20 protein-coding genes are annotated in these 20,377 nt (G+C 67.4%); 10 read left to right on the top strand and 10 right to left on the bottom strand.

Annotated features, from left to right (window positions below):
* Positions 1 to 39: 39 nt before the first annotated feature.
* The gene (locus tag JQX08_RS12625) at positions 40 to 981 is read left to right on the top strand and encodes an AEC family transporter (RefSeq protein ID WP_205348728.1); all 942 of its coding nucleotides are present in this window, start codon (positions 40 to 42) and stop codon (positions 979 to 981) included.
* A gap of 16 nt (positions 982 to 997) precedes the next feature.
* Here the strand turns inward: JQX08_RS12625 and JQX08_RS12630 are convergent, their stop codons facing one another.
* The 5 genes from JQX08_RS12630 to gatC form a co-directional block, all read right to left on the bottom strand.
* Entirely contained in the window at positions 998 to 1,372 is a 375-nt protein-coding gene (locus JQX08_RS12630) for a carboxymuconolactone decarboxylase family protein (protein ID WP_205348729.1), read from the bottom strand.
* Positions 1,373 to 1,392: 20 nt separating this feature from the next.
* Entirely contained in the window at positions 1,393 to 1,767 is a 375-nt protein-coding gene (locus JQX08_RS12635) for a septal ring lytic transglycosylase RlpA family protein (protein ID WP_205348730.1), read from the bottom strand.
* An 84-nt stretch (positions 1,768 to 1,851) separates the two neighbouring features.
* Positions 1,852 to 3,300, bottom strand: coding sequence for an Asp-tRNA(Asn)/Glu-tRNA(Gln) amidotransferase subunit GatB (gene gatB, locus JQX08_RS12640; protein WP_205348731.1), 1,449 nt, complete (start codon positions 3,298 to 3,300; stop codon positions 1,852 to 1,854).
* 11 nt (positions 3,301 to 3,311) lie between these two features.
* Positions 3,312 to 4,763 (bottom strand): Asp-tRNA(Asn)/Glu-tRNA(Gln) amidotransferase subunit GatA, encoded by a 1,452-nt coding sequence (gene gatA / locus JQX08_RS12645; protein WP_205348732.1) that lies wholly within the window; start codon positions 4,761 to 4,763, stop codon positions 3,312 to 3,314.
* Between the two features lie 14 nt (positions 4,764 to 4,777).
* Entirely contained in the window at positions 4,778 to 5,065 is a 288-nt protein-coding gene (gene gatC / locus JQX08_RS12650; protein ID WP_205348733.1) for an Asp-tRNA(Asn)/Glu-tRNA(Gln) amidotransferase subunit GatC, read from the bottom strand.
* A 220-nt stretch (positions 5,066 to 5,285) separates the two neighbouring features.
* Here gatC and mreB point away from each other — a divergent pair, with 220 nt between their 5' ends.
* From mreB to tldD, 8 genes are all read left to right on the top strand, one after another.
* Positions 5,286 to 6,323 (top strand): rod shape-determining protein MreB, encoded by a 1,038-nt coding sequence (gene mreB, locus JQX08_RS12655; RefSeq protein WP_187671330.1) that lies wholly within the window; start codon positions 5,286 to 5,288, stop codon positions 6,321 to 6,323.
* A 146-nt stretch (positions 6,324 to 6,469) separates the two neighbouring features.
* Positions 6,470 to 7,543: a rod shape-determining protein MreC gene (mreC, locus tag JQX08_RS12660; protein WP_205348935.1), complete on the top strand. Its 1,074-nt coding sequence runs from the start codon at positions 6,470 to 6,472 to the stop codon at positions 7,541 to 7,543.
* Positions 7,540 to 8,028 (top strand): rod shape-determining protein MreD, encoded by a 489-nt coding sequence (gene mreD, locus JQX08_RS12665; protein ID WP_205348734.1) that lies wholly within the window; start codon positions 7,540 to 7,542, stop codon positions 8,026 to 8,028. Before mreC ends, mreD begins: the two co-directional genes overlap by 4 nt.
* A 45-nt stretch (positions 8,029 to 8,073) precedes the next feature.
* A complete protein-coding gene (locus JQX08_RS12670; RefSeq protein ID WP_205348735.1) occupies positions 8,074 to 8,670 on the top strand; it encodes a Maf family protein in 597 nt (198 codons plus the stop codon).
* A complete protein-coding gene (rng, locus tag JQX08_RS12675; protein ID WP_205348736.1) occupies positions 8,663 to 10,123 on the top strand; it encodes a ribonuclease G in 1,461 nt (486 codons plus the stop codon). Before JQX08_RS12670 ends, rng begins: the two co-directional genes overlap by 8 nt.
* Before the next feature lie 21 nt (positions 10,124 to 10,144).
* The gene (locus JQX08_RS12680; RefSeq protein ID WP_205348737.1) at positions 10,145 to 13,960 is read left to right on the top strand and encodes a YhdP family protein; all 3,816 of its coding nucleotides are present in this window, start codon (positions 10,145 to 10,147) and stop codon (positions 13,958 to 13,960) included.
* A 73-nt stretch (positions 13,961 to 14,033) separates the two neighbouring features.
* Positions 14,034 to 14,882: a carbon-nitrogen hydrolase family protein gene (locus JQX08_RS12685; protein WP_205348738.1), complete on the top strand. Its 849-nt coding sequence runs from the start codon at positions 14,034 to 14,036 to the stop codon at positions 14,880 to 14,882.
* 2 nt (positions 14,883 to 14,884) lie between these two features.
* Positions 14,885 to 16,327 carry a metalloprotease TldD gene (gene tldD, locus JQX08_RS12690; RefSeq protein ID WP_205348739.1) on the top strand — a complete coding sequence of 481 codons (1,443 nt, stop codon included), beginning with the start codon at positions 14,885 to 14,887 and terminating at the stop codon, positions 16,325 to 16,327.
* 48 nt (positions 16,328 to 16,375) lie between these two features.
* On the opposite strand, the gene yjgA is transcribed toward tldD, so the two are convergent.
* Positions 16,376 to 16,897 carry a ribosome biogenesis factor YjgA gene (gene yjgA / locus JQX08_RS12695; RefSeq protein WP_205348740.1) on the bottom strand — a complete coding sequence of 174 codons (522 nt, stop codon included), beginning with the start codon at positions 16,895 to 16,897 and terminating at the stop codon, positions 16,376 to 16,378.
* 89 nt (positions 16,898 to 16,986) lie between these two features.
* Here yjgA and pmbA point away from each other — a divergent pair, with 89 nt between their 5' ends.
* Positions 16,987 to 18,333, top strand: a complete 1,347-nt coding sequence (gene pmbA, locus JQX08_RS12700) for a metalloprotease PmbA (protein ID WP_205348741.1) — start codon at positions 16,987 to 16,989, stop codon at positions 18,331 to 18,333.
* A 61-nt stretch (positions 18,334 to 18,394) separates the two neighbouring features.
* Here pmbA and JQX08_RS12705 read toward each other — a convergent pair whose 3' ends face one another.
* The 4 genes from JQX08_RS12705 to hpf are packed head-to-tail and all read right to left on the bottom strand — an operon-like array spanning position 18,395 to position 20,336.
* On the bottom strand, positions 18,395 to 18,667 hold the full coding sequence (locus JQX08_RS12705; protein ID WP_205348742.1) for an HPr family phosphocarrier protein: 273 nt from the start codon (positions 18,665 to 18,667) through the stop codon (positions 18,395 to 18,397).
* Between the two features lie 13 nt (positions 18,668 to 18,680).
* Positions 18,681 to 19,538, bottom strand: coding sequence for an RNase adapter RapZ (gene rapZ / locus JQX08_RS12710; RefSeq protein ID WP_205348743.1), 858 nt, complete (start codon positions 19,536 to 19,538; stop codon positions 18,681 to 18,683).
* Between the two features lie 11 nt (positions 19,539 to 19,549).
* A complete protein-coding gene (gene ptsN, locus JQX08_RS12715) occupies positions 19,550 to 20,014 on the bottom strand; it encodes a PTS IIA-like nitrogen regulatory protein PtsN (RefSeq protein WP_205348744.1) in 465 nt (154 codons plus the stop codon).
* A gap of 13 nt (positions 20,015 to 20,027) precedes the next feature.
* Positions 20,028 to 20,336 (bottom strand): ribosome hibernation-promoting factor, HPF/YfiA family, encoded by a 309-nt coding sequence (gene hpf / locus JQX08_RS12720; protein WP_205348745.1) that lies wholly within the window; start codon positions 20,334 to 20,336, stop codon positions 20,028 to 20,030.
* Between the last annotated feature and the right edge of the window lie 41 nt (positions 20,337 to 20,377).

Below are 20,377 nucleotides of genomic sequence, written 5' to 3' on the forward strand. Positions count from 1 at the left end.
TGGTATCATTAGCCGCCTAATCAAACTGCCGGGGCGCGCATGCTGGCTCTCTTTCTGCAAACCCTGACCGTCACCATCCCGGTGTTCTCGATGCTGTTCCTCGGCGTGCTGCTGCGTCGCCTCGGGCAGATCGACGAGTCGTTCATCAATACCGCCTCGGCGCTGGTGTTCAACGTCAGCATGCCGGTGATGCTGTTCCTCGCCATCCTGCACGCCGACCTGTCCACCGCGCTGCAGCCGGCGCTGATCGGCTACTTCGTGCTGGCCACGGTGCTGGGTTTTCTGCTCGCCTGGGGCTGGGCGGTGTGGCGGGTGCCGGTGGAGGAGCGCGGGGTGTTCGTGCAGGGCTCGTTCCGCGGCAACAACGGCATCATCGGCCTGGCGCTGGCGACCAGCCTGTATGGCCATTACGGGCTGTCGCTGGGTGGGGTGCTCGGCGGGGTGGTGATCCTCAGCTACAACACCCTGTCGGTGATCGTCCTCGAGTACTACAACCCGCAGGGCAAGGCCGATCCCTTGAGCCTGCTCAAGAGCATCCTGCGCAATCCGCTGATCATCGGTGTGCTGGCGGCGATCCCGTTCGCCTACTGGCGCATCGGCCTGCCGGCGTGGCTGCTCACCTCGGGCGAGTACCTGGCCAAACTGACCCTGCCGCTGGCGCTGATCTGCATCGGCGGCACCCTGTCGCTGGCCTCGCTGCGCGCCAGCAGCGGCCTGGCGCTCGGCGCCAGCCTGATGAAGATGGTCTGGCTGCCGCTCCTCGCCACCGCTGGCGCTTTTGCCTGCGGCTTCCGCGGCGCCGAACTGGGCATCCTGTTCCTGTACTTCGCCAGCCCGACCGCCGCGGCCAGTTATGTGATGGCCCGCGCGGCCGGCGGCAACCATGAACTGGCGGCGGCGATCATCGTGATCACCACGCTGATGGCGGTGGTGACCACCAACCTCGGGCTGTTCGTGTTGCAGTGGGGGCACTGGATCTGAGGCGCCCCGCTGCTGGTCAGGCGGAGTGCTGGTCGATCACTTCCTGGGCGGCGCGGAACGCCTCACCGGCCGCCGGGATGCCGGCGTAGACAGCGCAATGCAGCAGCGCCTCACGGATTTCCTCGACCGTGCAGCCGTTGTTCAGCGCACCACGCACGTGGCCTTTCAGCTCCTGCGGGCATTTCAGTGCAGTCAGCGTGGCCAGGGTGATCAGGCTGCGGGTCTTGCGATCCAGCCCGCCGCGGGTCCATACGCCGCCCCAGCCATGTTCGTTGATGAAGTCCTGCAGCGGCTGGGTGAAGTCGGTGGCGTTGTTCCGGGCACGGTCGACGAAGGCGTCGCCCATCACCGCGCGGCGTACCTGTTCGCCGCTGTTGTTGTCTGCGCTCATGGCGTTTCTCCGGGTCGTGGTTACTTGAGGCTGTCGATGCGCACCGGCGCCACGCCGGCTCTGAGCATGCCGAGCTGTTCGGCGGCCTGGCGCGAGACGTCGATGATCCGCCCGCGCGCATAGGGGCCGCGATCGTTGATGCGCACGATCACGCTCTTGTCGTTGTTGAGGTTGGTGACCCGCACCTGGGTGCCGAACGGCAGGCTGCGGTGCGCGGCGGTCAGCGCATGCTGGTCGAAGCGTTCACCGCTGGCGGTCTTCTTGCCATGGTGGGCGCGGCCGTAATAGGAGGCCTTGCCGGTCTCGCTGTAGCCGCCGAGTTCGCCGCTGTCGCGGAACGTCGAGCAGCCGGCAAGCAGGACGGCGAGGCAGAGCAGGGGCAGGGCTCGAAGCATGCAGAATCCTCGTCGGGTGGCTGTCGCCCGGCCTTCCTGGGCCGGGCGTTGGCCGGGCCGACGCGGCGGTCGGCGCTTCGCGGCTTACCCTTCGAGCTTCTTCTTCAGCAGCTCGTTCACCTGGCCGGGGTTGGCCTTGCCCTTCGAGGCCTTCATCGCCTGGCCGACGAAGAAGCCGAACATCTTGCCGCGCTTGGCTTCGTCGCTGGCGCGGTACTGTTCGACCTGCTCGGCGTTGGCCGCCAGCACTTCGTCGAGCATGGCTTCGATGGCGCCGGAGTCGGTGACCTGCTTGAGGCCCTTCTTCTCGATCACCTCGTCGGCGCTGGCGCCTTCACCGGCCGCCAGGGCCTCGAAGACCATCTTGGCGATCTTGCCGCTGATGGTGTTGTCCTTGATGCGCAGGATCATCCCGCCGAGCTGAGCGGCCGACACTGGCGACTGCTCGATGTCCAGGTTGTCCTTGTTGAGCAGGCTGGACAGCTCGCCCATCACCCAGTTGGCGGCCAGCTTGGCGTCGCCGCACACGGCGTTGACTGCCTCGAAGTAGTCGGCCAGTTCGCGGCTGGCGGCCAGCACGCTGGCGTCGTAGGCGGACAGGCTGAACTCGCGCTCGAAGCGCTCGCGCTTCTGCACCGGCAGTTCCGGCAGACCGGCGCGCAGCTGGTCGAGGAAGCTCTGCTCGATGACCACCGGCAGCAGGTCGGGGCAGGGGAAGTAGCGGTAGTCGTTGGCTTCTTCCTTGCTGCGCATCGAGCGCGTCTCGTCCTTGTTCGGGTCGTACAGGCGGGTTTCCTGCACCACCTTGCCGCCGTCCTCGATCAGGTCGATCTGCCGCTGGATCTCGTGGTTGATGGCCTTCTCGATGAAGCGGAACGAGTTGACGTTCTTGATCTCGGCGCGGGTGCCGAACTCGGCCTGGCCTTTCGGCCGTACCGAGACGTTGCAGTCGCAGCGCAGCGAGCCTTCGGCCATGTTGCCGTCGCAGATGCCCAGGTAGCGCACCAGGGCGTGGATCGACTTGACGTAGGCGACCGCTTCCTTGGCCGAGCGGATGTCCGGCTCGGAGACGATCTCCAGCAGCGGCGTGCCGGCACGGTTCAGGTCGATGCCGCTCATGCCATGGAAATCTTCGTGCAGGCTCTTGCCGGCGTCCTCTTCGAGGTGCGCGCGGGTGATGCCGATGCGCTTGACCGTGCCGTCCTCGAGGGTGATGTCGAGGTGGCCCTTGCCGACGATGGGGTGGTCCATCTGGCTAGTCTGGTAGCCCTTGGGCAGGTCCGGGTAGAAGTAGTTCTTGCGCGCGAACACGTTGCGCTCGGCGATCTCGGCATCGATCGCCAGGCCGAACTGGCAGGCCATGCGCACCGCCTCGGCGTTGAGCACCGGCAGCACGCCGGGCATGCCGAGGTCGACCAGGCTCGCCTGGGTGTTCGGCTCAGCGCCGAAGGTGGTGGCGCTGGCGGAGAAAATCTTCGATTGGGTGCTGAGCTGGGCGTGGATTTCCAGCCCGATCACGGTTTCCCATTGCATGTCGCTAATCCTCAAAAACCTTCCGGAGCGCGGGTGTGCCAGTCGCTGACCTGCTGGTACTGGTGCGCGACGTTGAGCAGGCGGCCTTCCTGGAAGTACGGCGCCAGCAGCTGCACGCCGACCGGCAGGCCATCGACGAAGCCGGCCGGCATCGACAGACCCGGAATGCCGGCGAGGTTGGCGGTGATGGTGTAGATGTCTTCCAGGTAGGCGGACACCGGATCGTTGTTCTTCGCGCCGAGTTTCCAGGCCGGGTTCGGCGTGGTCGGGCCGAGGATCACGTCGACCTCGTGGAAGGCGGCGACGAAGTCGTTCTTGATCAGCCGACGGATCTTCTGCGCCTTCAGGTAGTAGGCGTCGTAGTAGCCGGCGGACAGCGCGTAGGTGCCGACCATGATGCGCCGCTTGACCTCTTCGCCGAAGCCTTCGGCGCGTGAGCGCTTGTACAGGTCCATCAGGTCCTTGGGGTTCTCGCAGCGGTAGCCGAAGCGCACGCCGTCAAAGCGCGACAGGTTGGAGCTGGCCTCGGCCGGGGCGATCACGTAGTAGGCCGGGATGGCGTGCTGCATGTTCGGCAGGCTGATGTCCTTGACCGTGGCGCCGAGCTTCTTCAGCTCCTCGACCACCGCCAGCACCGCGTCGGCGATGCGGCTGTCGAGGCCGGCGCCGAAGTATTCCTTGGGCAGGCCGATGCGCAGGCCGGCCAGCGGCTGGTTCAGCGCCGCCAGGTAGTCGTCCACCGGCTGGTCGACGCTGGTCGAGTCCTTGGCATCGAAGCCGGCCATGCCGGCCAGCAGCAGCGCGCAGTCCTCGGCGGTGCGGGCCAGCGGGCCGCCCTGGTCGAGGCTGGAGGCGTAGGCGATCATGCCCCAGCGCGAGACGCGGCCGTAGGTCGGCTTGATCCCGGTGAGGTTGGTCAGCGCCGCCGGCTGGCGGATCGAGCCGCCGGTGTCGGTGCCGGTCGCCGCCGGCAGCAGGCGCGCGGCGACCGCAGCGGCTGAACCACCGGAGGAGCCGCCCGGCACGCGCGTGACGTCCCAGGGGTTCTTCACCGGGCCGTAGTGGCTCGACTCGTTGGCCGAGCCCATGGCGAATTCGTCCATGTTCAGCTTGCCGAGGGTCACGCTGCCGGCGGCGGCGAGCTTCTCGACCACGGTGGCGTTGTAGGGCGCCTTGAAGCCGTCGAGGATCTTCGAGGCGCAGCTGGTCAGCACGCCTTCGGTGCAGAACAGGTCCTTGTGGCCGATCGGCGCGCCGAGCAACGCGCCCGTCTCGCCAGCGGCGCGGCGGGCGTCGGCGGCCTTGGCCTGGGCGAGGGCCAGGTCCTCGGTGACGGTGATGAAGCTGTTCAGCTGCGGATCGAGCTGCTGGATGCGCGCCAGCAGCGCCTGGCTCAGCTCGACGGCGGAAAACTGTTTGGCGGCCAGCGCGCGGCTGATCTCGGCCAGGGTCAGATGATGCATGGGAACCCTTTCCTTTATTCGATGACTTTCGGCACGAGGTACAGACCGTTTTCCACGGCCGGGGCGATGGCCTGGTAGGCGTCGCGGCGGTTGCTCTCGGTGACCGCGTCGGCGCGCAGGCGCTGGGTGGTTTCCAGCGGGTGGGCCAGCGGCTCGATGCCGTCGGTGTTCACGGCCTGCATCTGGTCGATCAGGCCGAGGATGTTGTTGAGGGTCTCGGTAGTACGGGGAAGATCGGCCTCGTTCAGGCCCAGGCGGGCCAGATGGGCGATTTTCTCCACTTCGGTGCGTTCAAGCGCCATTGGAGTCTCCGGTGGAAGCGAGCGGCAGGCCGCGCGATGCTGCGGACGGGAACGGAACCCCGTGGGGGCGGTCATAGGCCGCGATTGTGTGCCGTAAGGCGCGGAAAAGCCGGCAATTTAGCACAGCGCGCGGGTTGCCCAAAAGGCCCGTGGTTGTTAGAGTTTGCCGCACTTTTTTCCCTGCGTATCGTCATCCACGCATTCCCTCTAGGGTTACTCCATGTTCAAAAAGCTGCGTGGCATGTTTTCCAGTGATCTTTCCATCGACCTGGGCACTGCCAATACCCTGATTTACGTGCGCGAGCGCGGCATCGTTCTCAACGAGCCGTCGGTCGTCGCCATCCGTACCCACGGCAACCAGAAGAGCGTCGTCGCCGTCGGTACCGAAGCCAAGCGCATGCTCGGTCGTACCCCGGGCAATATCGCCGCCATCCGTCCGATGAAGGACGGAGTGATCGCCGACTTCAGCGTCTGCGAGAAGATGCTGCAGTACTTCATCAACAAGGTGCACGAGAACAGTTTCCTGCAGCCGTCGCCGCGCGTGCTGATCTGCGTGCCGTGCAAGTCGACCCAGGTCGAGCGTCGTGCCATCCGTGAATCGGCGCTCGGCGCCGGTGCCCGCGAAGTGTTCCTGATCGAAGAACCGATGGCCGCGGCCATCGGTGCCGGCCTGCCGGTGGAAGAAGCGCGTGGCTCGATGGTCGTCGACATCGGTGGTGGTACCACCGAAATCGCCCTGATCTCGCTGAATGGCGTGGTCTATGCCGAATCCGTCCGCGTCGGCGGCGACCGCTTCGACGAAGCCATCGTCACCTACGTGCGCCGCAACTACGGCAGCCTGATCGGCGAATCCACCGCCGAGCGCATCAAGCAGGAAATCGGCACCGCCTACCCGGGTGGCGAAATCCGCGAAGTCGACGTGCGCGGTCGTAACCTCGCTGAAGGCGTACCGCGCAGCTTCACCCTGAACTCCAACGAAGTGCTCGAAGCGCTGCAGGAATCCCTGGCAACCATCGTCCAGGCGGTGAAAAGCGCCCTCGAGCAGTCGCCGCCGGAGTTGGCCTCGGACATCGCCGAGCGCGGCCTGGTGCTGACCGGTGGTGGCGCGCTGCTGCGCGACCTGGACAAGCTGCTGGCCCAGGAAACCGGCCTGCCGGTAATCGTCGCCGAAGACCCGCTGACCTGTGTGGCACGCGGCGGCGGCAAGGCCCTGGAGATGATGGATCGTCACACCATGGACCTGCTGTCCTCGGAGTGATCCCCGCATCGTCTGCCCGGAGCCGGAAGCCTTGTCTTCCGGCTTCCTGTTTCTGGCGGGCGGACGGGAGGCGCCGGACCAGTCCACGCGCCAGCCGCCCCCGGCCACTGCGCTGCAGCTCATGAACAGGCTCTGAGGAATCTGCCATCAAACCGCTATTTGCCAAGGGACCTTCGCTCGGTGTGCGCCTGCTGGTGCTGGCGGTGCTGTCGACCGTATTGATGGTGGTCGACGCGCGCCTCGACGTGCTCAAGCCGGTGCGCAGCCAGATGGGCCTGGTGCTCACCCCCTTCTACTGGGTTGCCGACCTGCCGGTGCGCCTGTGGGGCGGGGTCACCGAACAGTTCAACAGCCGCAGCGAACTGCTCGCCGAGAACGAGAAGCTCAAGGCTGAGTCGCTGCTGATGCAGCGCCGCCTGCAGAAGCTGGCCGCGCTGACCGAACAGAACGTGCGCCTGCGCGAGCTGCTCAACTCGGCGGCGCTGGTCGATGAGAAGGTGCTGGTCGGCGAGCTCATTGGCGTCGACCCGAACCCCTTCACCCACCGCATCATCGTCGACAAGGGCAGCAAGGACGGGGTGTTCCTCGGCCAGCCGGTGCTCGACGCGCGCGGCCTGATGGGCCAGGTGGTCGAAGTCATGCCCTACAGTTCGCGGGTGCTGCTGCTCACCGACACCACCCACAGCATCCCGGTGCAGGTCAACCGCAACGGCCTGCGCGCCATCGCCAGCGGCACCGGAAACCCCGAGCGCCTGGAACTGCGCCACGTCGCCGACACCGCCGACATCAAGGAAGGCGATCTGCTGGTCAGCTCCGGCCTCGGCCAGCGCTTCCCGGCCGGCTACCCGGTGGCCACGGTGAAAGAGGTGATCCACGACTCCGGTCAGCCGTTCGCCATCGTCCGTGCCGTGCCGACTGCCGCGCTGAACCGCAGCCGCTACATGCTGCTGGTGTTCTCCGACCCGCGTACCCCCGAGGAGCGTGCCAGCGACTCCGCGCAGGCCCAGGAGCGCGCCGACCAGCAGGGTGAGCCGGCTCCCGCGCCGGCCGGCACAGCGTTCCCGGCCGGTGCGGCTGCCCCCGCCACGCCGGCCCCTGGCGCGCCAGCGGCTACGCCTGCACCTGCGGCGGCGCCGTCCGCCGCACCGGCTGTACCGGCTGCACCGGCGCGCGCCGCACCAGCTGCCACGCCCGCTGCCAATGGAAGGACCGGCCAATGACCACAAAACGCTCGCGCAATGGCTGGCTGATCTGGGTCAGCCTGTTGCTGGCGCTGCTGCTCAGCGTCGCGCCGCTACCGACCTTCATGGAAACCGGGCGGCCGCTGTGGATGGCGCTGTTTCTCACCTTCTGGGTGCTGTATCTACCGCACCGTGTCGGCATGACCACTGCCTGGCTGTTCGGCCTGGCCGAGGACGTGCTGTACGGCACCTTGTTCGGGCAGAACGCGCTGATCCTGACCCTGATCATCTTCCTCGTCCTCAGCCTGCACCAGCGCCTGCGCATGTTCCCCATGTGGCAGCAAAGCCTGGTGCTGCTGGTGGTCTACGGCATCGCCCAGCTGGTGCAGCTGTGGCTCAACGCGCTGACCGGCAACCGCCCGCCGACCCTCACCTTCGTCCTGCCGGCGCTGGTCAGTGCGCTACTCTGGCCTTGGGTCGCGGCGATTCTGCGCGGTCTGCAACAGCGCCTGAACGTCCTTTGAGCCGGGCGCGCCTGCGCGCCGGCTGATCCGACAGGGAGAAGTCTCATGGCCACGCTCTACCTGGCCTCGGGGTCGCCGCGCCGGCGCGAATTGCTGGCGCAGATCGGCGTCCCGTTCCGCCCCCTCAGCCTCGACATCGACGAGCGCGCGCTGCCCGCCGAGGCGCCGCACGCCTACGTCGAGCGCCTGGCGCTGGCCAAGGCCGCGGCCGGCTGGGCGCAGCTCGGCGACGCCGATGCAGTGGTGCTCGGCGCCGACACCGCGGTGGTGCTCGACGGGCGGATTCTCGGCAAACCGCTCGACCGTGCCGATGCCCTGGCGACCCTGGCCGCGTTGTCCGGCCGCGAGCACGAGGTGCTCACCGCCGTGGCGCTGGTCGGCGCGCAACACCGTGCGGCCCGCGTGGTGGGCAGTCGGGTGATCTTCCGCGCGCTGAGCAGCGCCGAAATCGCCGCCTACTGGGACACCGGCGAGCCGGCCGACAAGGCGGGCAGCTATGGTATTCAGGGACTGGCCGCGATCTTCGTCAGCGCTCTAAACGGCAGTTATTCGGCAGTCGTCGGGCTGCCGCTGTGCGAAACTGCAGAGCTACTGGCCGCTTTTGGCATTCCATGCTGGCAGAAAGAGATTCCGCATGAGTGAAGAGATTCTGATCAACATCACGCCGATGGAGTCGCGCGTGGCGGTGGTGGAGAACGGCGTGCTGCAAGAGGTGCATGTCGAGCGCACCCAGCGGCGCGGCATCGTCGGCAATATCTATAAAGGCAAGGTGGTGCGCGTGCTGCCGGGCATGCAGGCGGCGTTCGTCGATATCGGCCTGGAGCGCGCGGCATTCATCCATGCGTCGGAAATTTCCAGTCGTGAAGGCAATGCGGTGGAGTCGATCAGCGCCCTGGTTCACGAAGGCCAGGGCCTGGTGGTGCAGGTGACCAAGGACCCGATCGGCAGCAAGGGCGCGCGGCTGACCACCCAGCTGTCGATCCCCTCGCGCTACCTGGTGTACATGCCGCGCAGCAGCCACGTCGGCATCTCCCTGCGCATCGAGGACGAGGCGGAGCGCGAGCGCCTCAAACAGGTGGTCGCCGATTGCGTGGCCGCCGAAGGCATCCAGGGCTCCGGTGGCGGCTTCATCCTGCGCACCGCCGCCGATGGCGCTGGCGCCGAGGAAATCCTCGCCGACATCCGCTACCTGCGCCGCCTGTGGGAGCAGATCGCCACGCAGATGAAGAGTGCGCCAACCTCCTCGGTGATCTACGAAGACCTCAGCCTGGCGCTGCGCGCCTTGCGCGACCTGGTCTCGCCGCGCACCGAGAAGCTGCGCATCGACTCGCGGGAAACCTTCCAGAAGGTCAGCCAGTTCGTCAGCGAGCTGATGCCGGAAGTCGCCGATCGCCTCGAGCACTACCCCGGCGAGCGGCCGATCTTCGACCTCTACGGCGTCGAAGACGAGGTGCAGCGCGCCCTCGAACGCAAGGTGCCGCTGAAATCCGGCGGCTACCTGGTGATCGACCCGGCCGAGGCGATGACCACCATCGACGTCAACACCGGGGCCTTCGTCGGCCATCGCACCCTGGAAGAGACGATCTTCAAGACCAACCTCGAGGCGGCCACCGCGATTGCCCGCCAGCTGCGCCTGCGCAACCTCGGCGGGATCATCATCATCGACTTCATCGACATGGAGGACGAGGAGCACCAGCGCCAGGTCCTGCGCACCCTCGAGAAGCAGCTCGAGCGCGACCATGCGAAGACCAACATCATCGGCATCACCGAGCTTGGCCTGGTGCAGATGACCCGCAAGCGCACCCGCGAGAGCCTCGAGCAGATCCTCTGCGAGCCGTGCCCGAGCTGCCAGGGGCGCGGCAAGCTGAAGACCGCGGAGACCATCTGCTACGAGATCTTCCGGGAAATCCTTCGCGAGGCGCGCGCCTACCAGGCGGAGAGCTACCGGGTGCTGGCCAACCAGAAGGTGGTCGACCGGCTGCTCGACGAGGAGTCGGGCAACGTTGCCGACCTGGAAGCCTTCATCGGTCGCACCATCAAGTTCCAGGTGGAAAGCATGTATTCCCAGGAGCAGTACGATGTGGTGCTGCTCTGACATGCCGGGACTGAACTGAACATGGCCCGCGGCGGCGCTGGGCTGGTCGCGCTACTGCGCTGGGCGGGGGCGCTGCTCGCCTTGCTGCTGGTGCTCGCCGCGCTGTACGTCAGCCTCGGCCGCGAGCTGATGCACTGGGTCGCCGACTACCGCGCCGAGGTCGAGAGCAAGGCGCGCGAGGCGACCGGCCTGCCGCTGCGCATCGGCAGCCTGGAGGGCAGCTGGCACGGCTTCGCGCCGGTGATCTACGTGCACGACGTCGAGCTCGGCGAGGGCGACGGCCTAGTGCGCCTGGAGCGCGTGCAGGTGGTGCCCGACGTGCTGGCCAGCCTGCTCGAACGCCAGCCGCGGCTGGCCTCGCTGAGCCTGCAGGGCCTGCATCTGGGTCTGAAGCAGAACGCCGACGGCGGCTGGAGCCTCGAAGGCCTGCCGCGTCGCGACGGCCCGTTCGACCTCAACCAGACCCTCGCCCAGCTGAAACGCATCGCGCGCATCAGCCTGCTCGACAGCCAGTTCACCGTCGAGGCGTTGAACGCCGCGCCGATCAGCTTCAGCTACCTCAACCTGAGCTTGCGCAGCGGCTCGCGCCAGCGCCTGGATGGCCGTCTGGTGCTGCCCGACGGGCAGCCACTGGCGTTCAACCTCAGGGCCAAGCTGGACCGCCGCGACTGGCGCGCCTCCAGCGCCGAGCTGTACCTCAGCCTGCCGCAGAGCGACTGGGCGCGCTGGCTGCCGGCCAGCCTGACCAAGGACTGGCACCTGCGCCAGCTGCAGGCGGGTGGCGAGGTCTGGCTGAACGCCGCCGGCGGTCAGCTGCAGCGTGGAGTGGCGCGCCTGCATGCGCCGCAGCTGGCGGCCGGCTACGCCGAGCGCAAGCCGGCGCAGGCGCAGAACCTGTCGCTCGACGCCTACTACGAACGCGGTCGCGACGGTCAGAAGATCCTTCTCGACTCGCTGGCCATGAGCCTCGGCGAAACCCGTTGGGGCGAAGTGCAGATCGCCATCGAAGAGCATCCCGTCGAGCCGGACGGCCCGCGCTGGCAGGTGCGCGCCGATCGGCTCGACCTCGCACCGCTGCTGCCGCTGGTTGCGGCGCTGGCGCCGTTACCCGAGCAGGCGGCCGACTACCTGGCCGGGCTCAAGCCGCACGGCACCCTGCGCAATCTGCTGCTGGACTACCGGCCGCAGGCCGAAGCAGCGGCGCGAGTGCAGCTGGCGGCCAACCTGGATCGCCTCGGCATCAGCCCCTACCGCGACATTCCCGGGGTGGAAAATGTCAGTGGCAGCGTCAGCGGCAGCCTGGCGCAGGGCGAGCTGCGCATCCTCAGCGACGATTTCAGCCTGCACCTGCACCACCAGTTCCCCAAACCCTGGCACTACCGCACGGCAGCGGGGCGCCTGACCTGGCGCTACGACGAGCAGGCCCTCACGCTGGCCTTGCCGTACCTGCAGGTCAGCGACGACAGCGGGCGGATGGCCGCCGACATGCTGCTGCGGCTGATGCGCGATCCGGCCGCCGAGGACTACCTGGACCTGCGCGTCGGCCTGCGCGATGGCGATGCGCGGGTCACCGAGCAGTACCTGCCGACCCTGGTGCCGACCTTCAGTCCGGAACTGGCCAACTGGCTGAAGACCGCGATTCGCGCCGGCAAGGTCGACGAGGGCTTCTTCCAGTTCCAGGGGTCGGTGGTCAAGGATTCCGAGCCGGCGGCGCACAGCATCAGCCTGTTCTTCAAGACCCACGACGCGCTGCTGGCCTTCCAGCCTGGCTGGCCGGAACTGCGCGAGGCGCGCGGCGACGTGTTCGTCGAGGACAGCGGGGTGCGCGTGGCGCTCGCCGAGGGCCGCCTGCTCGACAGCCGGGTGCATGATGCGCAGGCGCTGGTGCCGCATGTCGAGCCGGGGCAGACGCCGCGCCTGCAGGTCGACGGCGCGGTGGACAGCAGCGTCGTCGATGCCCTGCACATCCTCCAGGAGGCGCCGCTCGGCACTGCCGAGGTGTTTGCCGGCTGGTCGGGCAGCGGTGCGGTGGCCGGCCGGCTGCGTCTGGACATTCCCTTGCACAAGGGCGACAAGCCGAACGTCTCGGTGGATTTCACCGTCGATGGCGCGCGTCTGAAGCTGACCAATCCGGCGCTGGAGCTCAGCGACGTCAAAGGCGCCTTCAACTACGACACCAACAAGGGCCTGAGCGCCGCGGACATTCGGGCCCAGGCTTTCGGCCGGCCGCTGCGCGGTAAGGCGCTGGCCAGTGGCAGCGCCGGGCGGCCGCGCAGCCGCATCGAGGCGAACGGCCAGGTGGCCTTGCAGAGCCTCACCGACTGGCTGGCGCTGAAGCGCAACCTGCCGCTGTCCGGCAGCCTGCCGTACAACCTGGCGCTAACCCTGGATGGCGCCAACAGCGACCTGGCCATCGATTCCAACCTCAAGGGCCTGGCCATCGATTTGCCGGCGCCGTTCGGCAAGGCTGCGGTGGACGAACGCGCGACCCGCTGGCAGATGACCCTGCAGGGCCCGGAACGGCGCTACGCCCTGGATTATGCCGGGCTGGCCAAGCTGGCCATGGCCGTGCCCAGCGGCCAGCCAAACAACGCGCGGGGCGAATTGTTGCTCGGTGCCGGCCAACCGAGCATTCCCAGCGTGCCAGGCCTGCTGGTCAGCGGCCGGATCGCCGAGCTGAACGCCGATGCCTGGCTCGACACGGTCAAGCGCTACGCCGCCGGCGACAAGAACACCGCCAAGCAATTCCTGCGCAGCGCGCAATTGCGCATCGACCGTTTCCACGGCTTCGGCGCCGATCTCGCCGACCTGTCGCTGCGCCTGGCGCGCGGCAATGCCAGCTGGGCGGTCGACCTCGAGCAGGCTCAGGTCAAGGGCCGCGCGGTGCTGCCGGACAGTTCGGTGGCGCCGATCGTGGTCAACCTCGAGCAGTTGCGCCTACCGGCGCCCGACCCGCAGGCGGTGGAAAACCCCGACGCGCCGGACCCGCTGGCCAAGGTCGACCCGCGACAGATTCCGCCGCTCGACGTGCACATCGGCCAGTTGTATCGCGGTGAGCGCCTGTTCGGCGCGTTTGCCCTGACCGCGCGACCGACCCCGCAGGGCGTCGCCTTCCAGAACCTCAACCTCGACCTCAAAGGCCTGCAGGTCAGCGGCAACGCCTGGTGGGAGGGCGCCCCGGGGCAGACCCGCACCCGCTATGTCGGGCGCCTGCAGGGCAAGAACCTCGCCGACGTGCTCAAAGCCTGGGACTTCGCCCCCAACGTCACCAGCGAACGCTTCCGCCTCGACGCCGACGGCCAGTGGCCCGGCTCGCCGGCCTGGGTAGCGCTCAAGCGCTTCTCCGGCACCCTCGACGCCAGCCTGCGCACCGGCCAATTCGTCGAGGTCGAGGGCGGCGCACAGGCCCTGCGGGTGTTCGGCCTGCTCAACTTCAACTCGATCAGCCGGCGTCTGCGCCTGGACTTCTCCGACCTGCTCGGCAAGGGCCTCAGCTATGACCGGGTCAAGGGCCTGCTGGTGGGCACCAACGGCGTGTACGTGACTCGCGAGCCGATCAAACTGGAAGGGCCGTCGAGCAATCTGGAGCTGAACGGCACCCTCGACATGGCCAACGACCGCATGGATGCGCGCCTGCTGGTGACCCTGCCGCTGACCAACAACCTGCCGATCGCCGCGCTGATCGTCGGCGCGCCGGCGGTTGGCGGTGCGCTGTTCGTGGTCGACAAGCTGCTCGGCGACAAGGTCTCGCGCTTCGCCAGTGTGCAGTACAACGTGCGCGGGCCGTGGAAGTCGCCGCAGATCACCCTGGCCAAGCCGTTCGAGAAGTCGCCCTAGGGCCAGTGCATTTGCCCCGGCCACGCGCGGCGCGCTGGGGTAGCATGGCCACACCACCCGCGCGGAGTGATGCATGTCGCTTGCAGTCATACAGATGGTCAGCCAGGACGATGTGGCCGCCAACCTCGCCGCCGCTCGTCGCCTGCTCGAGCAGGCGGCGGCCGGCGGTGCGCGCCTCGCCGTGCTGCCGGAGAACTTCGCCGCCATGGGCCGCCGCGACCTCGCCGCGCTGGGGCGCGCCGAAGCCGCCGGCAGCGGGCCGATCCTGCCGTGGTTGAAACAGGCGGCGCGCGACCTCAGGTTATGGATCGTGGCCGGCACCCTGCCGCTGCCGCCCGACGACCAGCCGCAGGCCAAGGCGCATGCCTGCTCGCTGCTGATCGACGAGCACGGCGAACGCGTGGCGCGCTACGACAAGCTGCACCTGTTCGATGTCGACGTGGCCGACCAGCGCGGCCGCTACCGCGAGTCGGACGACTATGCGTTCGGTGCCCAGGTGGTGGTGGCCGACACGCCGGTCGGTCGCCTGGGCCTCAGCGTCTGCTACGACCTGCGCTTCCCCGAGCTGTACAGCGCGTTGCGCGAGGCCGGGGCCGAACTGATCAGCGCACCGTCGGCGTTCACCGCGGTGACCGGCGCGGCGCACTGGCAGGTGCTGGTGCGTGCGCGGGCGATCGAGACCCAGTGCTACCTGCTCGCGGCGGGGCAGGGCGGCAGTCATCCGGGGCCGCGCGAAACATTCGGCCACTCGGCGATCGTCGACCCCTGGGGTCGCGTGCTCGCGGAGCAGGCCCAGGGCGAGGCGGTGCTGCTCGCCGCGCGTGATGCCGCCGAGCAGGCGGCGATCCGCCAACGCATGCCGGTCGCCCGGCATCGACGATTCTTTCCAGCCGCCGAGATGCGGCTGCCAGGCGTGGAGTAGTTATGAGCGATCTGTTGTTATCCGTCAGCGAACAGTTGCTGGCGCCCGGTGATCTGAGTATCGAGTCGCTGCCGGCACTGCTCGGCGAACTGGCCGGCCCGGGCATCGACGCCGCCGACCTGTACTTCCAGCGGCACATGTCCGAGACCTGGGTGCTGGAAGACGGCATCGTCAAGGAAGGCAGCTTCCACCTCGACCAGGGGGTCGGCGTGCGCGCCCAGTCCGGCGAGAAGACCGGCTTCGCCTACAGCAATGCAATCAACGCCGAGGCGCTGACCCAGGCCGCGCACGCCGCGCGCTCGATTGCCCGCGCCGGCCAGCAGGGGCGCGTGCAGACCTTCAGCGCCGCGTCGGTGGCGCCGCTGTATATCGCCGACAACCCGCTTGAAGTGCTCAGCCGCAGCGAGAAGGTCGAGTTGCTCAAGCGCGTCGACGCCGCGACCCGCGCTCTCGATTCGCGCATCAAACAGGTCACCGTCAGCCTTGCCGGCGGCTGGGAGCACATCCTCGTGGCCGCCAGCGATGGTGGCCTGGCTGCCGACGTGCGCCCGCTGGTGCGCTTCAACGTCAGCGTCATCGTCGAGCAGAACGGCCGCCGCGAGCGCGGTGGCCAGGGCGGCGGCGGGCGCACCGACTACCGCTATTTCCTCAGCGACGACCGCGCCATGGGCTATGCCCGCGAGGCACTGCGCCAGGCGCTGGTCAACCTCGAGGCGATTCCTGCGCCGGCCGGCACCTTGCCGGTGGTGATGGGCGCCGGCTGGTCCGGCGTGCTGCTGCACGAGGCGGTCGGCCACGGCCTGGAAGGCGACTTCAACCGCAAGGGCAGCTCGGCCTACAGCGGGCGCATCGGCGAGCAGGTGGCGTCGAGTCTGTGCACCATCGTCGACGACGGCACCCTGGCCGATCGACGCGGTTCGCTGAGCGTCGACGACGAAGGCACGCCGACTCAATGCACCACACTGATCGAGAAGGGCGTGCTTAAGGGCTACATGCAGGACAAGCTCAACGCCCGCCTGATGGGCGTGGCGCGCACCGGCAACGGTCGGCGCGAGTCCTACGCGCACCTGCCGATGCCGCGCATGACCAACACCTACATGCTCGCCGGCGAGAGCGACCCGGAAGAAATCATCCGCTCGGTGAAGCGCGGCCTGTACTGCGCCAACCTCGGCGGCGGCCAGGTCGACATCACCAGCGGCAAGTTCGTGTTCTCCACCAGCGAGGCCTACCTGATCGAGGACGGCAAGATCACCGCGCCGGTCAAGGGCGCGACGCTGATCGGCAATGGTCCGGAGGCGATGAGCCGGGTGTCGATGGTCGGCAACGACCTGGCGCTGGACAGCGGCGTCGGTACCTGTGGCAAGGACGGGCAGTCGGTGCCGGTCGGCGTCGGACAGCCGACGCTGAAGATTGATGCGATTACCGTGGGCGGGACCGGCGCCTGATGGCGCCGGCGGGCGCGCCGCGAGTGTCGGCGCCCGCTGCGCGGAGACTCAGCGCAGGCCGCGCTGAGATTCGTCCAGTTCGCGGATGTATTTGAAGATTTTGCGCGCGGCGCTTGGCGGTTTGTTCCGCGCCGCCTCGTGCTGGGCATGACGGATCAGGCCGCGCAGGTGCTGGCGGTCGGTCTCCGGATAGTCGACGACGAACTGCTCGAGGGCTTCGTCGCCGCCGGCCACCAGGCGGTCGCGCCAGCGTTCGAGGGCATGGAAGCGCTCGTTGTATTCGCGGGTGGAGCTATCGAGCTGGTCGACCAGGGCGAGAATCGCCTCGATGTCCTGCTCGCGCATGAGCTTGCCGATGAACTGGATGTGCCGCTTGCGTGCGGCGTGCGCCGTGTGTTTCGGCGCCTCGGCCAGGGCGCGTTGCAGCGCCTCGGTGAGCGGCAGCTTGGCGATCAGATCGGGCTTGAGCGTGGTCAGGCGCTCGCCGAGCTCCTGCAGGGCATGCAGCTCGCGCTTGACCTGGGTTTTGCTCTTTTCGCCGTAAAAGGCGTCGTCGGAATAGTCAGACATGGGACGGGTCCGTAGGAAAACGTCGCCATGATAACCAGTCCAGGGCCGACGGTCTTGGCTGAAACGAACAGGCAACAGTGGAGTGCAGTATGAGTGCAATCGAAGGGGTCGGCCCGCAGGTGCTGCCGCAGCTGCAGGAACAGGTCGAACAGATCATCGCCGAGGCCCGCCGCCAGGGCGCCAGCGCCTGTGAGGTGTCGGTCTCGGTGGACCAGGGACTGACCACTAGCGTGCGCGAAGGCGAAGTGGAAACCGTCGAGTTCAACCGCGACCAGGGCTTCGGCATCACCCTTTACCTCGGTCAGCGCAAGGGTTCGGCGAGCACCTCGGCGACCGGTGCGGCGGCAATCCGCGAAACCGTCGGCGCCGCGCTGGCAATCGCCAAGCACACCTCCGAGGACGAATGCGCCGGCCTCGCCGACTCCGCGCTGATGGCCCGCGAGCTGCCTGATCTGGACCTCTGGCATCCGTGGGACATCGCCCCGGAGCACGCCATCGAACTGGCCCTGGAGTGCGAAGCGGCGGCTTTCGCCGCTGACACGCGGATCACCAAGGCCGACGGCACCTCGCTGAACACTTACCAGGGCTGCCGCGTCTACGGCAACAGCCACGGCTTTATCGGCGGCTACGCCAGCACCCGGCACAGCCTCAGCTGCGTGATGATCGGCGGCAGCGACGCGCAGATGCAGCGCGACTACTGGTACGACGTCAACCGCATCGGCGAGCGCCTCAGCGATCCGCGGCAGATCGGTCGCCTGGCCGCCGAGCGCACGGTGCGCCGCCTCGGCGCGCGCCCGGTGCCGACCTGCGAGGTGCCGGTGCTGTTCAGCGCCGAGCTGGCCGGTGGGCTGTTCAGTCACCTGCTCGCGGCGATCTCCGGCGGCAACCTGTACCGCAAGTCGTCGTTCCTCGAGGGCAGCCTCGGCCAGACGCTGTTCCCCACCTGGCTGTCGATCGACGAGCGACCGCATATCCCGCGCGCGCTGGCCAGCGCCAGCTTCGACAGCGACGGCCTGGCGACCTATGCCAAGCACTTCGTCGAGCAGGGTGTGCTGACCTCCTACCTGCTCGGCACTTACTCTGGGCGCAAGCTGAACATGCCCAGCACGGCCAACGCCGGAGGCGTGCACAACCTGTTCATCACCCATGGCGACGAGGACCAGGCGGCGCTGCTCAAGCGCATGGGCCGCGGTCTGCTGGTCACCGAGCTGATGGGCCAGGGGCTGAACCTGGTCACCGGCGATTACTCGCGCGGCGCGGCGGGTTTTTGGGTGGAGAACGGCGAGATTCAGTTCCCGGTGCAGGAAGTCACCATCGCCGGCAACCTGCGCGACATGTTCCAGCAGATCGTCGCGGTCGGCAGCGACCTCGAGCAGCGCGGCAACATCCAGGTCGGTTCGGTGCTAATCGAGCGGATGATGGTCGCCGGCAGCTAACGCCGTGGCATAGAAAAAGGGCGGTCCAGCCAGGCTGGACCGCCCTTTTTTCTCGGCGGTTTTACTCGCCTTCGTCGAAGCGGTTGTTGATCAACTCGATCAGCGCGTTGAGCGCCTCGTCTTCCTGCTCGCCTTCGGTGTGCAGGTGAATGCCGGTGCCCTTGCCGGCGGCGAGCATCATCACCGCCATGATGCTCTTGCCGTCGACGCAGCTTTCCGGGCTGCGGCCGACGCGGACCTGGCAGGGAAAGCGCCCGGCGACGCCGACGAACTTGGCGGCAGCGCGGGCGTGCAGACCGAGCTTGTTGATGATGGTGATTTCACAGGCGGGCATCGCGTTGGAATCCTTAACTGAGGTCGCGGTGGCGGACCTGGACATTCTTTAGTTGTTCTTTGAGCACCTGGCCGAGACGTTCGGCGATGTACACCGAGCGGTGGTGGCCACCGGTGCAGCCGATCGCGATGGTCACGTAGGCGCGATTGCTGGCGGCGAAGCGCGGCAGCCATTTGGACAGGTAGGCGAGGATGTCCTGGTACATCTCTTCCACATCCGGCTGGGCGGCGAGGTAGTCGCAGACCGGCTGATCCAACCCGGAATGGTCGCGCAATTCGGGCTTCCAGTACGGATTGGGCAGGCAGCGTACATCGAACACCAGATCGGCATCCACCGGCATTCCACGTTTGAAACCGAAGGATTCGACCAGGAAGGCGGTGCCCGGTTCAGGCTTGTTCAGCAGGCGCAGCTTGAGGGTGTCGCGCAGCTGATAGAGGTTGAGGTGGGTGGTGTCGATCTTCAGGTCGGCGAGGTCGGCGATCGGCCCGAGCAGCACGCGCTCGTCCTCGATCGCTTCGGCCAGCGGCCGGTTCTCGTTGGTCAGCGGATGGCGCCGGCGGGTTTCCGAGAAGCGCTTGAGCAGCGCGTCGCTGTCGGCGTCGAGGTACAGCACGTCGCAGTTGATGTGCCGTGCGCGGACTTCGTCGAGCAATTCGGGGAAACGCTGCAGCTGGCTGGGCAGGTTGCGCGCATCGATCGAGACCGCGACCAGCGGCTCGAGCAGTTCAGTGTGCAGCAACGCGCGCTCGGCGAGCTCGGGCAGCAGCAGCGCCGGCAGGTTGTCGATGCAGTAGAAGCCGTTGTCCTCCAGGACATCGAGGGCGGTGCTCTTGCCGGAGCCGGAGCGGCCGCTGACGATGATCAGGCGCATCGGAGGACTCCTCAGGACGCGTTCTGGACGTCCACCACGACTTGATAGAGGCTGGCGCTGTCGGCCGCATGGCGCAGGCGATCGCGCACGTCGGCGCGGTCGAGCATGCTGGCGATCTGGCGCAGCAGTTCGAGGTGCTCGTCGGTCGCCGCTTCCGGGACCAGCAGGACGAACAACAGGTCTACCGGAGCGCCGTCGATGGCGTCGAAGTCCACCGCCGCATCCAGGCGCAGCAGCGCGCTGATCGGCGCGGTGCAGCCGGGCAGGCGGCAGTGGGGGATGGCAATGCCATTGCCGAAACCGGTGGATCCGAGCTTCTCGCGGGCAACGAGGCTTTCGAAGATATCCTGGTTGTCGAGACCGGGCAGGTCACGGGCGACCAGATTGGCGATTTGTTCGAGTACGCGCTTTTTGCTGCCGCCCGGCACGTTCACCAGGGAACGGCCGGGAGCCAGGATATTTTCGAGTCGGATCATGGGGTGGGGAGTATCAGCGAGCCGTCGCGCCTTGCAGGCGACCTAGCTGCTTTTCCTTGTGTTTGATGAGTTGACGGTCGAGCTTGTCGGTAAGGAGATCAATGGCCGCATACATGTCTTCATGTTCGGCGTTGGCCACTACTTCGCCGCCGGCGATATGCAGGGTGGCTTCGATCTTCTGTTTGAGTTTCTCGACCTCCATGATGACTTGCACATTGGTGATCTTGTCGAAGTGGCGCTCTAGTCGTCCGAGTTTTTCGGCGACGTAGTCGCGAAGGGCGTCGGTCACATCCAGTTGATGTCCACTGATGTTGACTTGCATACCGCGTTCTCCTTATTGCCGTGTGTAAAGACAGGCTAACG

The organism is Zestomonas insulae (assembly GCF_016901015.1).
Lineage (GTDB): Bacteria > Pseudomonadota > Gammaproteobacteria > Pseudomonadales > Pseudomonadaceae > Aquipseudomonas > Aquipseudomonas insulae.